Origin of the sequence: Pelagerythrobacter sp. (assembly GCF_041912895.1) — a bacterium.
Classification (GTDB): domain Bacteria; phylum Pseudomonadota; class Alphaproteobacteria; order Sphingomonadales; family Sphingomonadaceae; genus Pelagerythrobacter.
In genome coordinates, this window is the sequence record NZ_JAYSGI010000001.1 from 1,224,231 (window position 1) to 1,238,020 (window position 13,790).

The window sequence follows — 13,790 nt, forward strand, 5'->3', positions numbered from 1 at the left end:
GCGCAAAGCTGCCTTTGCTCGCTTTATGCGACGTGCCGTCAACGAACTGCTGACAGAAATTGCGGTTCTCAACGGGCAATCCGCTGAATCGACTGGACTTCGCTCGGAAACAGAGCGTGAGTGCACATACGCCACCGCCAACGCTGTGGCGCAGGCTCCGCAGCGACACGCTTCCGCGGAGCTCTCGCTGGTGCGGCGATCCTGCCGCATCACCGGAGACAGCGAATGAACAGCGAAAACGAGACCATCCCGGGCAAAGACAAGCCGGTCGCCGATCACCGCGCGAAGCAGCGCGCTTTCAGGCCGCAAGCCACCATCGCGAAATCGAAGCGAGCCACGAAGTCCGGCGCGGTCATTAAACTCCTCTCCCGCCCGCGCGGCGCGACCATCGAGGAGATGATGAAGGCAACCGGCTGGCAGGCTCACTCGGTTCGCGGCTTCCTCGCCGGGACCGTGAAGAAAAAGCAGGGCCGCCCTGTCACCTCGGAGGCAGACGACAGGGGCCGGATTTACCGGATCGCACCGGAGCAGCAGTGATGGAGCGCTCCCTGCTGAAGCGACTGGAAACTGCCGACTTGGCGGAACTGAGAAGTGAGTGGGAGCGGCGCTACGGCGTCGCTCCCGGGCTTCGCTCGCCCGACCTGCTCCGCAGAATTCTGGCATGGCGCATCCAGGCCGGTGCAGAAGGTGGCCTTGATCGGGCCACGCGCCGCCTGCTTGCCGGGAACAGGGCCAGACCGGAAACCCTGTTGTCCGAAGGCACGGTGATCACCCGCGAGTGGAAAGGCGTGCGCCACGAGGTCGAGATCGCGGATGGCGTGTTCCTGTACCGCGGCGAGCGCTGGAAGAGCCTGTCGGAGATTGCCCGGGCGATCACCGGCACGCGGTGGAACGGCCCGCGCTTCTTCGGACTGCGGGAGGCGGCATGAAGAAGCTGCGCGCAGCGGTCTACTGCCGCAAGAGCTCGGAAGAGGGCCTCGATCAGGAGTTCAACAGCCTCGATGCCCAGCGCGAAGCCTGCGAGGCGTACATCGCCTCGCAGAAGAGCGAGGGCTGGAGCCTCGTCCGTACACGCTACGATGACGGCGGCTGGTCGGGCGGAACGATTGAGCGGCCCGCCCTGCAGCAGCTTCTGGCCGACGTCGAAGCCGGGAGGATCGACATCGTGGTGGTCTACAAGGTCGACCGCCTCAGCCGCAGCCTGTCGGACTTCGCGCGCATGGTCGATCTGTTCGATCGCCACGCGGTCTCGTTCGTCTCGGTGACCCAGGCGTTCAACACCACCACCTCGATGGGCCGGCTGACGCTCAACGTCCTGCTCTCGTTCGCCCAGTTTGAGCGCGAGGTCACCGGCGAGCGCATCCGCGACAAGATTGCCGCCTCGAAGGCGAAGGGCATGTGGATGGGAGGCTTTGCGCCGCTCGGCTACGATCCGAAGGATCGCAGGCTTATAGTGAACGAGGTGGAAGCCCGGACGGTGCGCCATATCTTCGCTCGCTACCTCGAGCTGGGCTCTGTCTACGCGCTGCACGCCGAGCTGACGAGAGATGGCATCCGGACCAAGGTCCTCAACACCCGCGATGGCGGAACGCGCGGAGGCGTACCGTTCGGCCGCGGCAACCTTGCCCATCTGCTGCGCAACCGGCTCTATCTCGGCGAGATCGTGCACAGGGATGCGAGCTATCCGGGTCTTCATGAGCCGATCGTCGATCGGGCAACCTTTGACGCGGCACAGGACCTGCTCGAACGAAACCGACGGGGCACCCGTGAGCGCGCCATTGCATCCGCGCCGCTCACGGGCATTCTATACGACGCGCTCGGCAACCGGATGGCGGCAACGCATGCCCGCGGACGTGGCGGGAAGCGGTATCTCTACTACATCTCGCCGGTTCCGGCTTCGGATCCGGATGCCGGCCGCGTGCTGCGCAGGGTGTCCGCGCCGGCGATCGAGGATATCCTGGTCGAGCGGCTGCGATCCTGGTCAAAGCGGCCGGCAGCGGCCTGGTCCGATATCAGATCGTTCGTGCGGCGCATCGAGCTGCATCCGGATGCCGTCGTCGTCGACCTTGCGCCGCCCGCGCACGAAAGCTGGACGGCCGATCCGCCCGATACGATGGCTACCCCCGTCGACGGAATCCTGCGAATCACCACGCCGGTCAGGATACACACGCGCGGCGGGCGGACATCGTGCGTCGAGAACGCCGCACGCTCGGGTCGGCTGCGACCGGACAGGTCGCTGATCGCCGGTCTTCGCCGCGCGCACACAGAACTCGGGGAACACGGGATCGAGCTCGCCGACATCCGTGGTTCGATCGGTAATGCGCGTGGTATGGAGGACCCGTATCTGCGCAGGCTCGTCGGCATCGCCTTTCTTGCTCCCGATATCCAGCACGCGATTCTCGAGGGCCGCCAGCCAGCCGATCTCAGGCTGGCCGATCTTGTATCGCGCAAACTGCCGCTCGACTGGGACGATCAGCGCAGGCTGCTGGGAATTTACCTGAGCAGGACCTGCTGCGGCCCTGCAAGCCTCCTGCAAGCGCCCTGATATGCTCCTGATCCGCTCCTGCTGACCACCTGTTGGCCAACTGCTCGATTTCGAATGGACGAACGGCTGGTTCACGCAAAAAGTCGCGGAATTCAGCGGATCTGCTCGGCGCTGGGACATCACATCCAGGACGCGAGGGTGCTCGAAAAGTCCCGTTGCAGGTGATTGCACCCCGAAAGTGAAACCGTGTGTGGCGGCGAGCCGCCAGAGACGGGGACGCAAAACCCCTCGAATTGCCGGCGAGCCGGCCTGCGAAACGCGGCGTGAGGCACGGTTTGACCGGGCGCAATGGCGCGGTTCCGCGCCACTCTGCGGCGCCAGTCTTCGAAGAGAGCAGGATTAGTGGACTAGGTGGCGGAGAGGGTGGGATTCGAACCCACGGTACGGTTGCCCGCACACCGCATTTCGAGTGCGGCGCATTCGACCTCTCTGCCACCTCTCCGCGAGGATCGTGCATCGGGCCCCGATGGGACCGGTCGAACGAGGGGCGCCGGTTAGCCGAGCGGCCTCGCCTTGCCAAGCCCCTAGTTGCATGTCGCCGGGGATGGCGCGTGCGCGCCGCTTGTCTCGCACCTGCGAAAGCCTATATCATGCTACGTAATGCAGAGATCGCAGGTCTTTTCCGCCCAGGCGGGTCGCTTGATCGAGATGCCCCGCCACGCCCATGCCCGCTTCGGGATCGGCGATGTGGTGCGCCACCGCATGTTCGATTTCCGCGGCGTGGTGTTCGATGTCGATCCCGTCTTCTCGAACAGCGAGGAATGGTACGAGGCGATCCCAGAGGATATCCGCCCGCGCCGCGACCAGCCGTTCTATCACCTGCTCGCCGAGAACGAGGATTCGTCCTACGTCGCCTACGTCAGCCAGCAGAACCTCCTGCCCGATGCAGACGGTGGCCCGGTCGAGCATCCGAACGTGGCCGAACTGTTCGAGGATTTCCGCAACGGCCGCTACAAGATGCGCCGTTCGCTGACGCACTAAGCCGCCGCCGCGGTTTCAGTCCTTCAGCTTCCAGCCCGATTTCAGCACCCGGTAGCAGGCGTAGGCCAGCACCAGGTTGAACAGGCCGAGCCCGAGCGCGCTCGACAGCACCGCCGCGTCGGTATTGCCGATGTCGCTTTCGCCCAAGAACCCGTAGCGGAAGCCCGAGATCACGTAGAAGAACGGGTTCGCGCGGCTGATCGCCTGAAACAGCGGGGCGAGGTTGTGGATCACGTAGAACGTGCCCGAGAGCAGCGCGAGCGGCGCGACGACGAAGTTCGTGATCGCCGCGTTGTGGTCGAATTTTTCCGCCCAGATCGAAGTCAGCAGGCCCATCAGCGAGAGCATCGTCGCCCCCATCAGCCCGAACCACACCACCGCCCAGACATGCGCCATGCCCAGATGGACGCCGGGGTAGAACGCCATCGCCAGCGCCACCGCGCCGCCGACCATCACCGCGCGCGTCACCGCCGCGCCAACGATACCGGCCATCAGCTCGCCCTCGCTCAAGGGTGGCATCAGCACATCGATGATCGTGCCCTGGATCTTGCCGCCGAGCAGCGTGAAGCTGGCGTTGGCGAATGCGTTCTGCATCATGCCCATCACGATCAGGCCGGGCGCGACGAACGTGGCGAAGGGCACGCCCAGCACTTCGCGCCCCGAGCGGCCGAGCGCGACGGTGAAGATGACGAGAAACAGCAGCGTGGTCACCGCCGGGGCCCAGACGGTCTGCGTCTGGACCTTGAGAAATCGGCGAACCTCCTTCATATAGAGGCTCCACAGTCCGATGCGGTTGATCCCGTCGAACACGGGCACGCCGCGGGGCGGAAACCGGCCGTTCGGGCCGGTGCTTTCCTCCACCAGGGATGCGTCCGTATCGGCGGGCGAACCGGCGGGTATGCGGGCTTGATCGGCCATGGTGGCGCGACTAGTGCTCGCCGCCTGCGCTGGCAACCCGCGCCCGGATAGAAAATGTTGCGAATGGAAACTGAATGAGCTGGACCGACGAACGGATCGCCACGCTGAAGAAGATGTGGGAAGGCGGCTCGACAGCCAGCCAGATCGCCGACGAACTGGGCGGCGTGAGCCGCAACGCGGTGATCGGTAAGGCGCACCGCCTCGGGCTGAAGTCGCGCCCGTCCCCGGTCAAGGCGAACGAGCCCAAGAAGGCCGAGAAAAAACCTGCCGCGCCGGCTCCCAAGCCCGCGCTGAAGAAGCCCGCCCCGCGCCCCGCGCCGAAGGCGGCGCCCGAGCCCGCCGCGGCCCCGGCGCCCGCGCGGCCTTCCAGCGCTGCCCCCGGATCGTCGTCGCAGCCTTTGCCCAATCCCGCGTCCGACCTGCCCAAAATCGTCTCGGTCGGCCCCGGCGGCTTCCTGCGGCAAGGTCCCGGCGACCAGCAGGCGCCGATCCCGCCCGCGCCCCCGCGCCGGCTCGTACCCGCCAAGCCGAGCCCCGAGATCGCCGAGAAGACCAGCCTGCTCGACCTCTCCGACAAGGTCTGCCGCTGGCCGATGGGCCATCCGGGCGAGCCCGATTTCCACTTCTGCGGCGAGCAGGTGAACCCCGGCTTCCCGTATTGCGTCGAGCACTGCGGGCGCGCCTATCAGGCGCAGTTGCCGCGCGGGGCGCGCCGCCCCCCTCCGCCGCTGCCGTTCGGCGGCCCGCGGGTCCGCTGAACCGGCCCCCGCCTCGATGGATGCGGCGCGCGTGACCCGCACGAGGTCGTTCCTCGCCGGGCTGGCCGCGTTCCTGATCGCGAGCTGTTCGGCCGCGAGCGACGACGCGCCGGTCGTGCTCGCCGCGGCGAGCCTGCAGGGCGCTCTGGACGAAGTGGCCGACGGTTGGGCGAGCGAAGGTCATGCCCGCCCGGTGATTTCCTATGCGGGATCACAGGCTCACGCGCGGCAGATCCAGGCCGGGGCGCCGGCCGACGTCGCCTTCCTCGCCGACGAGGACTGGATGGATACGCTGGACGGCGCGGGGCTGCTCGCCCCGGGCACGCGGCGCAATGTCATCTCGAACGCGATGGTGATCGTGCGCCCGGCGGGCGAGGAGGCCCGCACCGATCTTTCACTCGGTGAAGCTCTGGCGGGCGAACGCATCGCGATGGGCGAGCCCGAGACGGTGCCCGCCGGGCGCTACGGCAAGGCGGCGCTGGTGTCGCTCGACCTGTGGAGCGAGATCGCGCCCAGGGTCGTCCCGGCGGAGAACGTGCGCGCGGCGCTGGCGTTGGCCGAGCGCGGCGAGGTCGATGCGGCGATCGTCTACGCCAGCGACGCCGCCGCGAGCGACAGGGTGACGGTCGCGGCGCGCCTGCCCGAAGGATCGCACCCGCCGATCCGCTATCCCGCGGCCGTGCTGACCTCGTCGACGAGCGCGGACGCGGCGGGCTTCGTTGAATATCTCTCTTCCCCCGAAGCGGCGCGGATCTTCGCGCGTCATGGGTTCACCGCCCTGCCGCCGGGCGGCTGACATGCTGTCCCCGGCCGAATGGGAGGTCGTCGGGCTGTCGCTCCAGGTCAGCGTCGTAGCGATGGCGGCGACACTGCCGGTCGCCTATGCGCTCGCCTGGCTGCTCGCGCGGCGCAGCTTTCCGGGCAAGCTGCTGCTCGACGCGCTGGTCCACCTGCCACTGGTGATACCGCCGGTGGTGACGGGGTGGCTGCTGCTGCTGGCGTTCGGCCGCAATGGACCGGTCGGCGCGTTCCTCGAACAGGCGTTCGGTATCGGTCTGGTCTTCCGCTGGACCGGCGCGGCGCTCGCCGCGGGGGTGATGGCACTGCCGCTGATGGTGCGCGCGATGCGGCTGTCGATCGAGGCGGTCGACCGGCGGCTGGTCGGCGCCGCACGCACGCTGGGCGCGAGCAGGTGGCGCGCGTTTCGCACGATCACCCTCCCGCTCAGCCTCCCCGGCGTGCTCGCGGGGCTGGTGCTGGGCTTCGCGCGCTCGATCGGCGAGTTCGGCGCCACGATCACATTCGCCGCCAACATTCCGGGCGAGACGCGCACCCTGCCGCTGGCGATCTACACGCTGCTCCAAACGCCCGGCGGCGAGGCGGCAGTCACGCGGCTGGCGCTGATCTCGGTGCTGCTCTCGCTCGCCGCGCTGGTGACGAGCGAGTGGCTCGTCCGGCGCGCTGCGGGGAAGGACGCGCATGTCGTTTGACCTCGCGCTGACCTACCGCGCCGGCGCGCGCGAGCGCAGCGTGGCGATCGCCACCGATGCGCGCGTACTGGCGATCACCGGGCCCTCGGGCGTCGGCAAGACCTCGCTGCTCAACTGCCTCGCCGGGGTCCACCGGCCGCGCGAGGGGCATATCGCGATCGGCGGACGTACGCTGTTCGATGGGGCATCCGGGATCGACCTGCCGATAGAGGCGCGCGGCGCGGGTTACGTGTTCCAAGACATGCGGCTGTTCCCGCACCTGACCGTGCAGCGCAATCTCTCTTATGGCGCGCCGGCCGCGGCGGAGGGCGACTGGCCCGAGCTGGCAGAGGTCGCCGCGTTGCTCGATCTCGGTCCGCTGCTCGGGCGGCGGCCCAAGACGCTCTCGGGCGGCGAGGCACGCCGGGTCGCGATCGGGCGCGCCCTGCTCGCCCGCCCGGCGTTCCTGCTGCTCGACGAACCGCTCGCCTCGCTCGATGCCGCGCGCGCCGAACGCATCCTCGGCATGATCGAGCGGGTGGTGGATCGGATCGCGGTCCCCACGGTGCTCGTCAGCCACGATCCGCGCGAGGTCGAGCGGCTGGCCGGACACGTGGCCGCCCTCGCCTGACCGGCTGGCCAGTGCCGGCGGCAGAGGTTAAGCCGGGCCATTCCCGAGGAGGTCCTGCCAATGCCGCTATCGCTTCATTCCGCTTTCGTCCCCAGCGCTCTGCAGATGCTGGGATCGACCCGCAAGCTGGTCGACAAGGCGGAGGCGTGGTGCGCCGAGCAGGGATGCGCGCCCGGCGAATTGATCGGCGCGCGGCTGGCCGAAGACATGTTCGCGTTCGATTATCAGGTAAAAAGCGTCGCGGTCCACACGCAGGGCGCACTGGAGGGGGTGCGCGAAGGCGTGTTCTCGCCCGACACGGCCACGCCGCCGGACAGCTTCGACGCGCTGCGCGACAGGCTGGTCAGCGCGATCGCGGCGCTCGAAGCCGCCGACGAGGCCGAGATGGAAAGCTGGATCGGCCGGCCGATGGTGTTCCGCATCCGCGACACCTTCATGGACTTCACCGCCGAAAAATTCCTGCTCAGCTTCAGCCAGCCGAATTTCTATTTCCACGCGACGACCGCCTACGATCTGCTGCGGATGAAGGGCGTGCCGGTCGGCAAGCGCGACTACATGGGCCGGTTGTGGCTCCAGCCGCGCTGATCCTCACGGACGGCGTGCAAACCAGATCGTGTGGCGCGGGCCCTTGTTGTTCGGGCGCGCACGAACCGTGCGCTCCTCGACCGCGAAACCGGCATCCTTGAGGCGGCGGGCGAATTTGTGATCGGGCGCGGCTGACCACACCGCCAGCAGGCCGCCCGGGTTCAGCGCGTCGCGCAGGCGGGCGATGCCGGTGCGGGTGTAGAGCCGTTCGTTGCCCTCGCGCACGATCCCGTCGGGGCCGTTGTCGACATCGAGCAGGATCGCGTCGTAACGCGGCGTGGTGCCGTCCCCGGCATCGTCGACCAGCGCCGCGACATCGGCGATCACCACTTCCCCGCGCCGATCGTTCAGGCAATCGCCGGTCAGTTCGGCCAGCGGGCCGCGCGCCCAGTCGAGGATTTCGGGCACGACCTCGGCCACCGTCACGCTGCCGCCCTCGGGCACGTTCGCCAGCGCCGCGCGGAAGGTGAAGCCCATGCCGTATCCGCCGATTAGCACGCGCGGGCGGCTCAGCGAAAGCTGCGCCAGCGTCAGTTCGGCGAGCTGCTCTTCCGAAAAGCGCATGCGCGTGCCCATTAGCTCGTCGCGCCCGAGCATGATGACGAAATCGCGCCCGTGGCTGACCAGCGTCAGCGTGTCGCCGCCGGGGATCTGCGCGGTGGCGAGGGTTTCGCGGGGAAGCATCGGCCTGCCTTTCAAAACGAAAGGGGCCGCGAAACGCTCGCGGCCCCTTCCTTCGATCATTGCAAGAAGGATCAGTCCTTCAGGAAGTCGGGCACGTGGCTCTCGCCGCCACCATCCCGGCCGCCGTCACGATCGCGACGCGGGCCGCGATCGCGGTCGCCGCCACGGCCACCGCCACGTCCGCCGCGACGGTCGCCACCGCCGCCGCGCGGGCCACGGTCGCCACGGTCACCGCGCGGTTCGCGCGGGGGACGGGTGTCCTCCAGCTCCTCGCCGGTTTCCTGGTCGACGACGCGCATCGACAGGCGGACCTTGCCGCGATTGTCGATCTCGAGCACCTTGACCTTCACTTCCTGGCCTTCGGAGACGACGTCGGTCGGCTTCTCGACCCGCTCGTTCTTCATCTCGGAGACGTGGACGAGCCCGTCCTTGCCGCCCATGAAGTTCACGAACGCGCCGAAGTCGACGATGTTGACGACCTTGCCGTTGTAGATCTTGCCGATCTCCGGTTCCTCGACGATGCCGAGGATCCAGTTCTTCGCCGCCTCGATCTGGTCGAGGTCGGAGGACGAGATCTTGATCGTGCCTTCGTCGTCGATGTCGACCTTGGCGCCGGTCTCGGCCACGATCTCGCGGATCACCTTGCCGCCGGTGCCGATCACGTCGCGGATCTTCGACTTGTCGATCTGCATCGTCTCGATGCGCGGGGCGTGCTTGGAAACGTCGGTGCGGGCCGAACCCAGCGCCTTGTTCATTTCGCCCAGGATGTGCGCGCGGCCGGCCTTCGCCTGCTCGAGCGCGGTCTTCATGATCTCCTGCGTGATGCCGGCGATCTTGATGTCCATCTGCAGCGAGGTGATGCCCGCTTCCGAACCCGCGACCTTGAAGTCCATGTCGCCCAAGTGATCCTCGTCACCGAGGATGTCGCTCAGCACGGCGAACTCGTCGCCTTCCAGGATCAGGCCCATCGCGATGCCCGACACGGGGCGTTCGATCGGCACGCCCGCGTCCATCATCGCGAGGCAGCCGCCGCACACCGTCGCCATCGAGCTCGAGCCGTTGGACTCGGTGATGTCGGACAGGATACGGATCGTGTACGGGAAATCCTCGTGCTTGGGCAGCACCGGGTGCAGTGCGCGCCAGGCGAGCTTGCCGTGGCCGATCTCGCGCCGGCCGGTGAAGCCGAAGCGACCCACTTCGCCGACCGAATAGGGCGGGAAGTTGTAGTGCAGCATGAACGGCGAGTACGAGAGGCCTTCCAGCCCGTCGATCATCTGCTCGGCGTCCTTGGTGCCCAGCGTGGTGGTGCAGATCGCCTGCGTCTCGCCGCGGGTGAACAGCGCCGAGCCGTGGGTGCGCGGCAGCAAGCCGACCATCGCCTCGATCGGGCGGACCTGATCGACCTTGCGGCCGTCGATGCGCGTGCCGTCCTTGATGATCGAACCGCGAACGATGTCGCTTTCGAGCTTCTTCACCAGCTTCAGCGTGCCGAGGTATTCGGCGGGATCGCTTTCGGCGAGGTCGGCGAAGGCATTGCGGGCCTTTTCGCGCGCCGCGTTGACCGCGTCCTGACGCTGCGCCTTGTTGGTGATCTTGTAGGCCGCCTCGAGGTCGGCGCCGATCACGCCGCGCAGCTTCTCGAGCTTCGCCGACTTGTCCTCGACCGGCGCGAGGTCCCACGGGTCCTTCGCGGCCTGTTCCGCGAGATCGACGATCGCCTTGATGACCTTGCGCGATTCCTCGTGCGCAAACATCACCGCGCCGAGCATCTCGTCCTCGGTCAGTTCCTTGGCCTCGGATTCGACCATCATTACCGCGTCCTGCGTCGCGGCGACGACGAGGTCGAGCCGGCCGTCCTCGTCCAGCGCCTTGGCGGCGGCCGGGTTGAGTTCGTATTCGCCGTTGCGGAAACCGACGCGCGCGGCGCCGATCGGGCCCATGAAGGGCACGCCCGAGATCGTCAGCGCGGCCGACGCGGCGATCATCGCCACGATGTCGGGATCGGTCTCGCCGTCATACGACAGGACCTGCGCGATCACGTTGATCTCGTTGTAGAAACCTTCGGGAAACAGCGGGCGGACCGGGCGATCGATCAGGCGGCTGGTCAGCGTTTCCCTTTCGGTCGGGCGCGCCTCGCGCTTGAAGAAGCCGCCCGGGATGCGCCCGGCAGCGGAGAATTTTTCCTGGTAGTGGACGGTGAGCGGGAAGAAATCCTGCCCTTCCTTGACCGACTTGGCGGCGGTCACGGCGCACAGCACCACGGTCTCGCCGTAGGTCGCCAGAACGGCGCCGTCGGCCTGACGGGCGATGCGCCCGGTTTCCAGAGTGAGGGTCTTTCCGCCCCACTCCAGCGATACGGTTTTCGTGTCGAACATGTATTTTCCTTCAGCCCGCCGGCCCTATTGCATCGGCGGGATTTGCTTGCCGGGTATTCCGTCCCGGTCCGGTGCGGAGCCTTGTTTCCGGCCCCGGGCCCCTCCGCCGGATTGCGAAGGATGCCGGATGGACGAAGGGGCGGCCCTTGGAGCCGCCCCTTCGAGAAACTCTTATTTCCGCAGACCCAGCTTCTGGATCAGCGCGTTGTACCGCTCGACATCGACCTTCTTGAGGTAGGCGAGCAGGCTGCGGCGCTTGTTGACCATCGTCAGCAGGCCGCGGCGCGAGTGGTTGTCCTTGTGGTGGCCCTTGAAGTGCTCGGTCAGGTTGCGGATACGCTCGGTCAGGATCGCGACCTGCACCTCGGGGGAACCCGTGTCGCCCTTGGTCTGCGCGTTGTCCTTGATGATTTCCTGCTTCTTTTCGGCGGTGACCGACATTCTCTTTACTCCGCGGTATCGGGGATGTTGAAGCCCCTGACGACTTTCGCCGTCCCCGCGTGGACTTCCATCAGCGCGACCGGCACGCTGCCGGCTTTCGCGAGGAGGAGCCCGTCGGGATGGGGCATTCCGGAAAGGACCCGGCCCTGGCGGACCGCCTGCGCGCTTTCCGGATCGAGTTGGTGGGCCGGGATACCGTCCAGCCCCGCCTCGAGCGGCAGGAGGTGGTCTTCAAGCCGCGCGCCCTTACCGATTTCGTTGAGCGTGTCCAGCGAAATCGCCTGGTTCTCAGTGAACGGGCCGGCTTTCGTGCGCCTGAGATAAGTCACATGCCCCACGGTTCCAAGGGCATGGGCGATATCGCGTGCGAGAGAACGGATGTAGGTGCCCTTCGAGACGTGGGTGACGAGTGTCACGCTGTCCGCAAGCTCAAGCGGCGCGGCAGGATCGAACGGATCGGGCCGACCTGCGGTGGTCGCGAAGCTCGATCCGACCGGCCGTCCACTGCGCTCGCCCAGCATTTCCAACGAGTGGATCGTGACGCTTCGTAGCTTCATTTCCACCGCTTCGCCGGCTCGCGCGCGATCGTAGGCGCGCTGGCCATCGACCTTGATCGCGGAGAAGGCGGGCGGCGCCTGCTCGATCGCGCCCGTGAAATGCGGCAGGATCGCCGCCACCGCCGCCAGTGGAGGCCGGCGATCCGATCGCGCCACGACCTCGCCCTCGACATCGAGCGTGTCGGTCTCCTCGCCGAACTGCACGGTGAACTCGTACGTCTTGCTCGCATCGAGCATCCGCCCGGCGAGCTTGGTCGCTTCGCCCAGCGCGATCGGCAGCACGCCTTCGGCCAGCGGGTCGAGCGTGCCGCCGTGACCGACCTTGGCCTTGCCATGGCCGCCTTCGCGCAAGTTGCGCTTGACCGCGCCGACCGCCTGCGTCGAGCCCAGCCCGCGCGGCTTGTCGAGGATGATCCAGCCGTTCGGGATATCAGCCACCTGCCACCCACAGTGCCAGCGCGAGGTACTTCTCGCGCAGCCACTCGACCGGCGGCAGCACGACATGCTCGATGATCCCGCTGCCCGGAAACGCCCAGGTGATCGCGATCAGCGCGATCAGCAGGAACATGCCGACCTGCTGCAGCTTCGCATATTGCGCGGCCATCGAGCGCGGCAGCAAACCTTGCACGATATGCGAACCGTCGAACGGCGGGATCGGCAACAGGTTGAACAGCGCGAGGAAGATGTTGATGACGATGAAATAGTTGATCCCGGTCAGCACCCACGCCAGCACGCCGGTCGGCGCGGCGGTGATCGTTCCCGCGATCAGACCGAGCGCGATCGCCGCGATCAGCGCCATCACCAGATTGCTCGCGGGGCCGGCGGCGGCGACCGCCATCATGCCATAGCGCGGATTGTCCAGCCGGTTCTGCCGCACCGGCACCGGCTTCGCCCAGCCGAACACCGGCCCGCCGAACAGCGCCAGCGCGCCGGGTACGATCACCGTGCCGACCGGATCGACATGGCGGATCGGGTTGAGCGACAGCCGCCGCTGCTCCTTCGCGGTCGGATCGCCGAGCGCAAGTGCGGTCCACCCGTGCGCGACCTCGTGGAACACGATCGCGACGATCAGGCAGGGGATCAGGATCGCGGCAAGGATCAGCGTGTCGGTCATGGCGGGCTAGATAGGGTGCGGCGGATCACAAAACACCCCGTTAATGGGCCGATCCCAGCGCCTCGCTGAAATGCTTGCGGCACAGTGCCACGTAGCGGTCGTTGCCGCCGATTTCGGTCTGCGCGCCCTCGCTCACCGCCGCGCCGGTGGCGTCGACGCGCAGGTTCATCGTCGCCTTGCGCCCGCAGTGGCAGACGGCCTTCAGTTCGATCAGCGCGTCGGCGATGCCGAGCAACGCGGCGGAGCCTTCGAACAGCTCGCCCTGGAAATCGGTGCGCAGGCCGTAGCACAGCACCGGGATGTTCACTTCGTCCGCCAGCCGTGCGCATTGCCAGGCCTGGTCGCGAGTGAGGAATTGCGCCTCGTCGATCAGCACGCAGTGGACCGGCTCTGCCTTGTGCGCGGCGGTGACCCGCTGCCACAGGTCGGTGTCGGGCGAATAACGGTGGGCATCGGCGCCCAGGCCGATGCGGCTCTCGATCGCCTGATGCTCGCCCCGGTCGTCGAGCGCGGCGGTCCACAGCATCGTCGCCATCCCGCGCTCGCGATAGTTGAAATCGGCCTGCAGCAGCGTGGTCGATTTGCCCGCATTCATGCTGGCGTAGTAGAAATAGAGCTTGGCCATGCGCCTTCCGCTAAACCGGCGCGCGGATTCGTCAACAGCATGAAATGTTAAGCGAGGCGACAGGCGCGCGCCGCGATGCTAGCGCCGGATCGAGGGACGAACAGAGA

At 67.3% G+C, this 13,790-nt stretch carries 16 protein-coding genes and 1 tRNA gene; 9 read left to right on the forward strand and 8 right to left on the reverse strand.

Translation table 11 applies throughout. The annotated features are described in order from the left end of the window. Positions 1-225 precede the first annotated feature (225 nt). From ACE3QC_RS06180 to ACE3QC_RS06190, 3 genes are read left to right on the forward strand one after another with little or no spacing between them, the layout of a single operon-like run. Positions 226-537, forward strand: coding sequence for a DUF3489 domain-containing protein (locus ACE3QC_RS06180; RefSeq protein WP_374406291.1), 312 nt, complete (start codon positions 226-228; stop codon positions 535-537). Further along, entirely contained in the window at positions 537-929 is a 393-nt protein-coding gene (locus ACE3QC_RS06185) for a DUF2924 domain-containing protein (RefSeq protein ID WP_374406292.1), read from the forward strand. The genes ACE3QC_RS06180 and ACE3QC_RS06185 overlap by 1 nt, the downstream gene beginning before the upstream one ends. Continuing rightward, a complete protein-coding gene (locus tag ACE3QC_RS06190; RefSeq protein ID WP_374406293.1) occupies positions 926-2,545 on the forward strand; it encodes a recombinase family protein in 1,620 nt (539 codons plus the stop codon). Before ACE3QC_RS06185 ends, ACE3QC_RS06190 begins: the two co-directional genes overlap by 4 nt. Positions 2,546-2,897: 352 nt before the next feature. Here the strand turns inward: ACE3QC_RS06190 and ACE3QC_RS06195 are convergent. Continuing rightward, positions 2,898-2,987, reverse strand: a tRNA-Ser gene (locus tag ACE3QC_RS06195). A 158-nt stretch (positions 2,988-3,145) separates the two neighbouring features. Between ACE3QC_RS06195 and hspQ the strand changes: the two genes are divergently transcribed. Next, a complete protein-coding gene (gene hspQ, locus ACE3QC_RS06200; RefSeq protein ID WP_374406295.1) occupies positions 3,146-3,526 on the forward strand; it encodes a heat shock protein HspQ in 381 nt (126 codons plus the stop codon). A 15-nt stretch (positions 3,527-3,541) separates the two neighbouring features. Here hspQ and ACE3QC_RS06205 read toward each other — a convergent pair whose 3' ends face one another. Further along, on the reverse strand, positions 3,542-4,444 hold the full coding sequence (locus tag ACE3QC_RS06205; protein WP_374406297.1) for an ABC transporter permease: 903 nt from the start codon (positions 4,442-4,444) through the stop codon (positions 3,542-3,544). A 74-nt stretch (positions 4,445-4,518) separates the two neighbouring features. Between ACE3QC_RS06205 and ACE3QC_RS06210 the strand changes: the two genes are divergently transcribed. The 5 genes from ACE3QC_RS06210 to ACE3QC_RS06230 are packed head-to-tail and all read left to right on the forward strand — an operon-like array spanning position 4,519 to position 7,887. Further along, positions 4,519-5,202 (forward strand): GcrA family cell cycle regulator, encoded by a 684-nt coding sequence (locus ACE3QC_RS06210; RefSeq protein ID WP_374406299.1) that lies wholly within the window; start codon positions 4,519-4,521, stop codon positions 5,200-5,202. A 31-nt stretch (positions 5,203-5,233) separates the two neighbouring features. Continuing rightward, a complete protein-coding gene (gene modA / locus ACE3QC_RS06215) occupies positions 5,234-5,998 on the forward strand; it encodes a molybdate ABC transporter substrate-binding protein (RefSeq protein WP_374406301.1) in 765 nt (254 codons plus the stop codon). A gap of 1 nt (position 5,999) precedes the next feature. Continuing rightward, positions 6,000-6,692: a molybdate ABC transporter permease subunit gene (gene modB, locus ACE3QC_RS06220; RefSeq protein WP_374406303.1), complete on the forward strand. Its 693-nt coding sequence runs from the start codon at positions 6,000-6,002 to the stop codon at positions 6,690-6,692. Then, on the forward strand, positions 6,682-7,302 hold the full coding sequence (locus ACE3QC_RS06225) for an ATP-binding cassette domain-containing protein (RefSeq protein ID WP_374406305.1): 621 nt from the start codon (positions 6,682-6,684) through the stop codon (positions 7,300-7,302). The genes modB and ACE3QC_RS06225 overlap by 11 nt, the downstream gene beginning before the upstream one ends. Positions 7,303-7,362: 60 nt before the next feature. Continuing rightward, a complete protein-coding gene (locus ACE3QC_RS06230; protein ID WP_374406307.1) occupies positions 7,363-7,887 on the forward strand; it encodes a DUF1993 family protein in 525 nt (174 codons plus the stop codon). Positions 7,888-7,890: 3 nt separating this feature from the next. On the opposite strand, the gene ACE3QC_RS06235 is transcribed toward ACE3QC_RS06230, so the two are convergent. The 6 genes from ACE3QC_RS06235 to ACE3QC_RS06260 form a co-directional block, all read right to left on the reverse strand. Next, positions 7,891-8,571 (reverse strand): spermidine synthase, encoded by a 681-nt coding sequence (locus tag ACE3QC_RS06235; RefSeq protein ID WP_374406309.1) that lies wholly within the window; start codon positions 8,569-8,571, stop codon positions 7,891-7,893. 71 nt (positions 8,572-8,642) lie between these two features. Beyond that, positions 8,643-10,946: a polyribonucleotide nucleotidyltransferase gene (pnp, locus tag ACE3QC_RS06240; protein ID WP_374406311.1), complete on the reverse strand. Its 2,304-nt coding sequence runs from the start codon at positions 10,944-10,946 to the stop codon at positions 8,643-8,645. Between the two features lie 171 nt (positions 10,947-11,117). Then, positions 11,118-11,387, reverse strand: coding sequence for a 30S ribosomal protein S15 (gene rpsO / locus ACE3QC_RS06245; protein ID WP_374406313.1), 270 nt, complete (start codon positions 11,385-11,387; stop codon positions 11,118-11,120). Positions 11,388-11,392: 5 nt separating this feature from the next. Further along, the gene (truB, locus tag ACE3QC_RS06250) at positions 11,393-12,373 is read right to left on the reverse strand and encodes a tRNA pseudouridine(55) synthase TruB (protein WP_374406671.1); all 981 of its coding nucleotides are present in this window, start codon (positions 12,371-12,373) and stop codon (positions 11,393-11,395) included. A 1-nt stretch (position 12,374) separates the two neighbouring features. Then, the gene (locus tag ACE3QC_RS06255) at positions 12,375-13,058 is read right to left on the reverse strand and encodes a site-2 protease family protein (RefSeq protein ID WP_374406315.1); all 684 of its coding nucleotides are present in this window, start codon (positions 13,056-13,058) and stop codon (positions 12,375-12,377) included. Positions 13,059-13,098: 40 nt separating this feature from the next. Then, on the reverse strand, positions 13,099-13,683 hold the full coding sequence (locus tag ACE3QC_RS06260; protein ID WP_374406317.1) for a thymidine kinase: 585 nt from the start codon (positions 13,681-13,683) through the stop codon (positions 13,099-13,101). Between the last annotated feature and the right edge of the window lie 107 nt (positions 13,684-13,790).

What these genes read in the sequence shown, in the direction of transcription:
- ACE3QC_RS06225 (WP_374406305.1), top strand. Translation starts at nt 6,682, where the DNA reads ATGTCGTTTGACCTCGCGCTGACCTACCGCGCCGGCGCGCGCGAGCGC.
- hspQ (WP_374406295.1), top strand. Translation starts at nt 3,146, where the DNA reads ATGCAGAGATCGCAGGTCTTTTCCGCCCAGGCGGGTCGCTTGATCGAG.
- ACE3QC_RS06185 (WP_374406292.1), top strand. Translation starts at nt 537, where the DNA reads ATGGAGCGCTCCCTGCTGAAGCGACTGGAAACTGCCGACTTGGCGGAA.
- ACE3QC_RS06210 (WP_374406299.1), top strand. Translation starts at nt 4,519, where the DNA reads ATGAGCTGGACCGACGAACGGATCGCCACGCTGAAGAAGATGTGGGAA.
- ACE3QC_RS06190 (WP_374406293.1), top strand. Translation starts at nt 926, where the DNA reads ATGAAGAAGCTGCGCGCAGCGGTCTACTGCCGCAAGAGCTCGGAAGAG.
- ACE3QC_RS06255 (WP_374406315.1), bottom strand. Translation starts at nt 13,058, where the DNA reads ATGACCGACACGCTGATCCTTGCCGCGATCCTGATCCCCTGCCTGATC.
- ACE3QC_RS06205 (WP_374406297.1), bottom strand. Translation starts at nt 4,444, where the DNA reads ATGGCCGATCAAGCCCGCATACCCGCCGGTTCGCCCGCCGATACGGAC.
- ACE3QC_RS06260 (WP_374406317.1), bottom strand. Translation starts at nt 13,683, where the DNA reads ATGGCCAAGCTCTATTTCTACTACGCCAGCATGAATGCGGGCAAATCG.
- pnp (WP_374406311.1), bottom strand. Translation starts at nt 10,946, where the DNA reads ATGTTCGACACGAAAACCGTATCGCTGGAGTGGGGCGGAAAGACCCTC.
- modB (WP_374406303.1), top strand. Translation starts at nt 6,000, where the DNA reads ATGCTGTCCCCGGCCGAATGGGAGGTCGTCGGGCTGTCGCTCCAGGTC.
- ACE3QC_RS06180 (WP_374406291.1), top strand. Translation starts at nt 226, where the DNA reads ATGAACAGCGAAAACGAGACCATCCCGGGCAAAGACAAGCCGGTCGCC.
- rpsO (WP_374406313.1), bottom strand. Translation starts at nt 11,387, where the DNA reads ATGTCGGTCACCGCCGAAAAGAAGCAGGAAATCATCAAGGACAACGCG.
- ACE3QC_RS06235 (WP_374406309.1), bottom strand. Translation starts at nt 8,571, where the DNA reads ATGCTTCCCCGCGAAACCCTCGCCACCGCGCAGATCCCCGGCGGCGAC.
- ACE3QC_RS06230 (WP_374406307.1), top strand. Translation starts at nt 7,363, where the DNA reads ATGCCGCTATCGCTTCATTCCGCTTTCGTCCCCAGCGCTCTGCAGATG.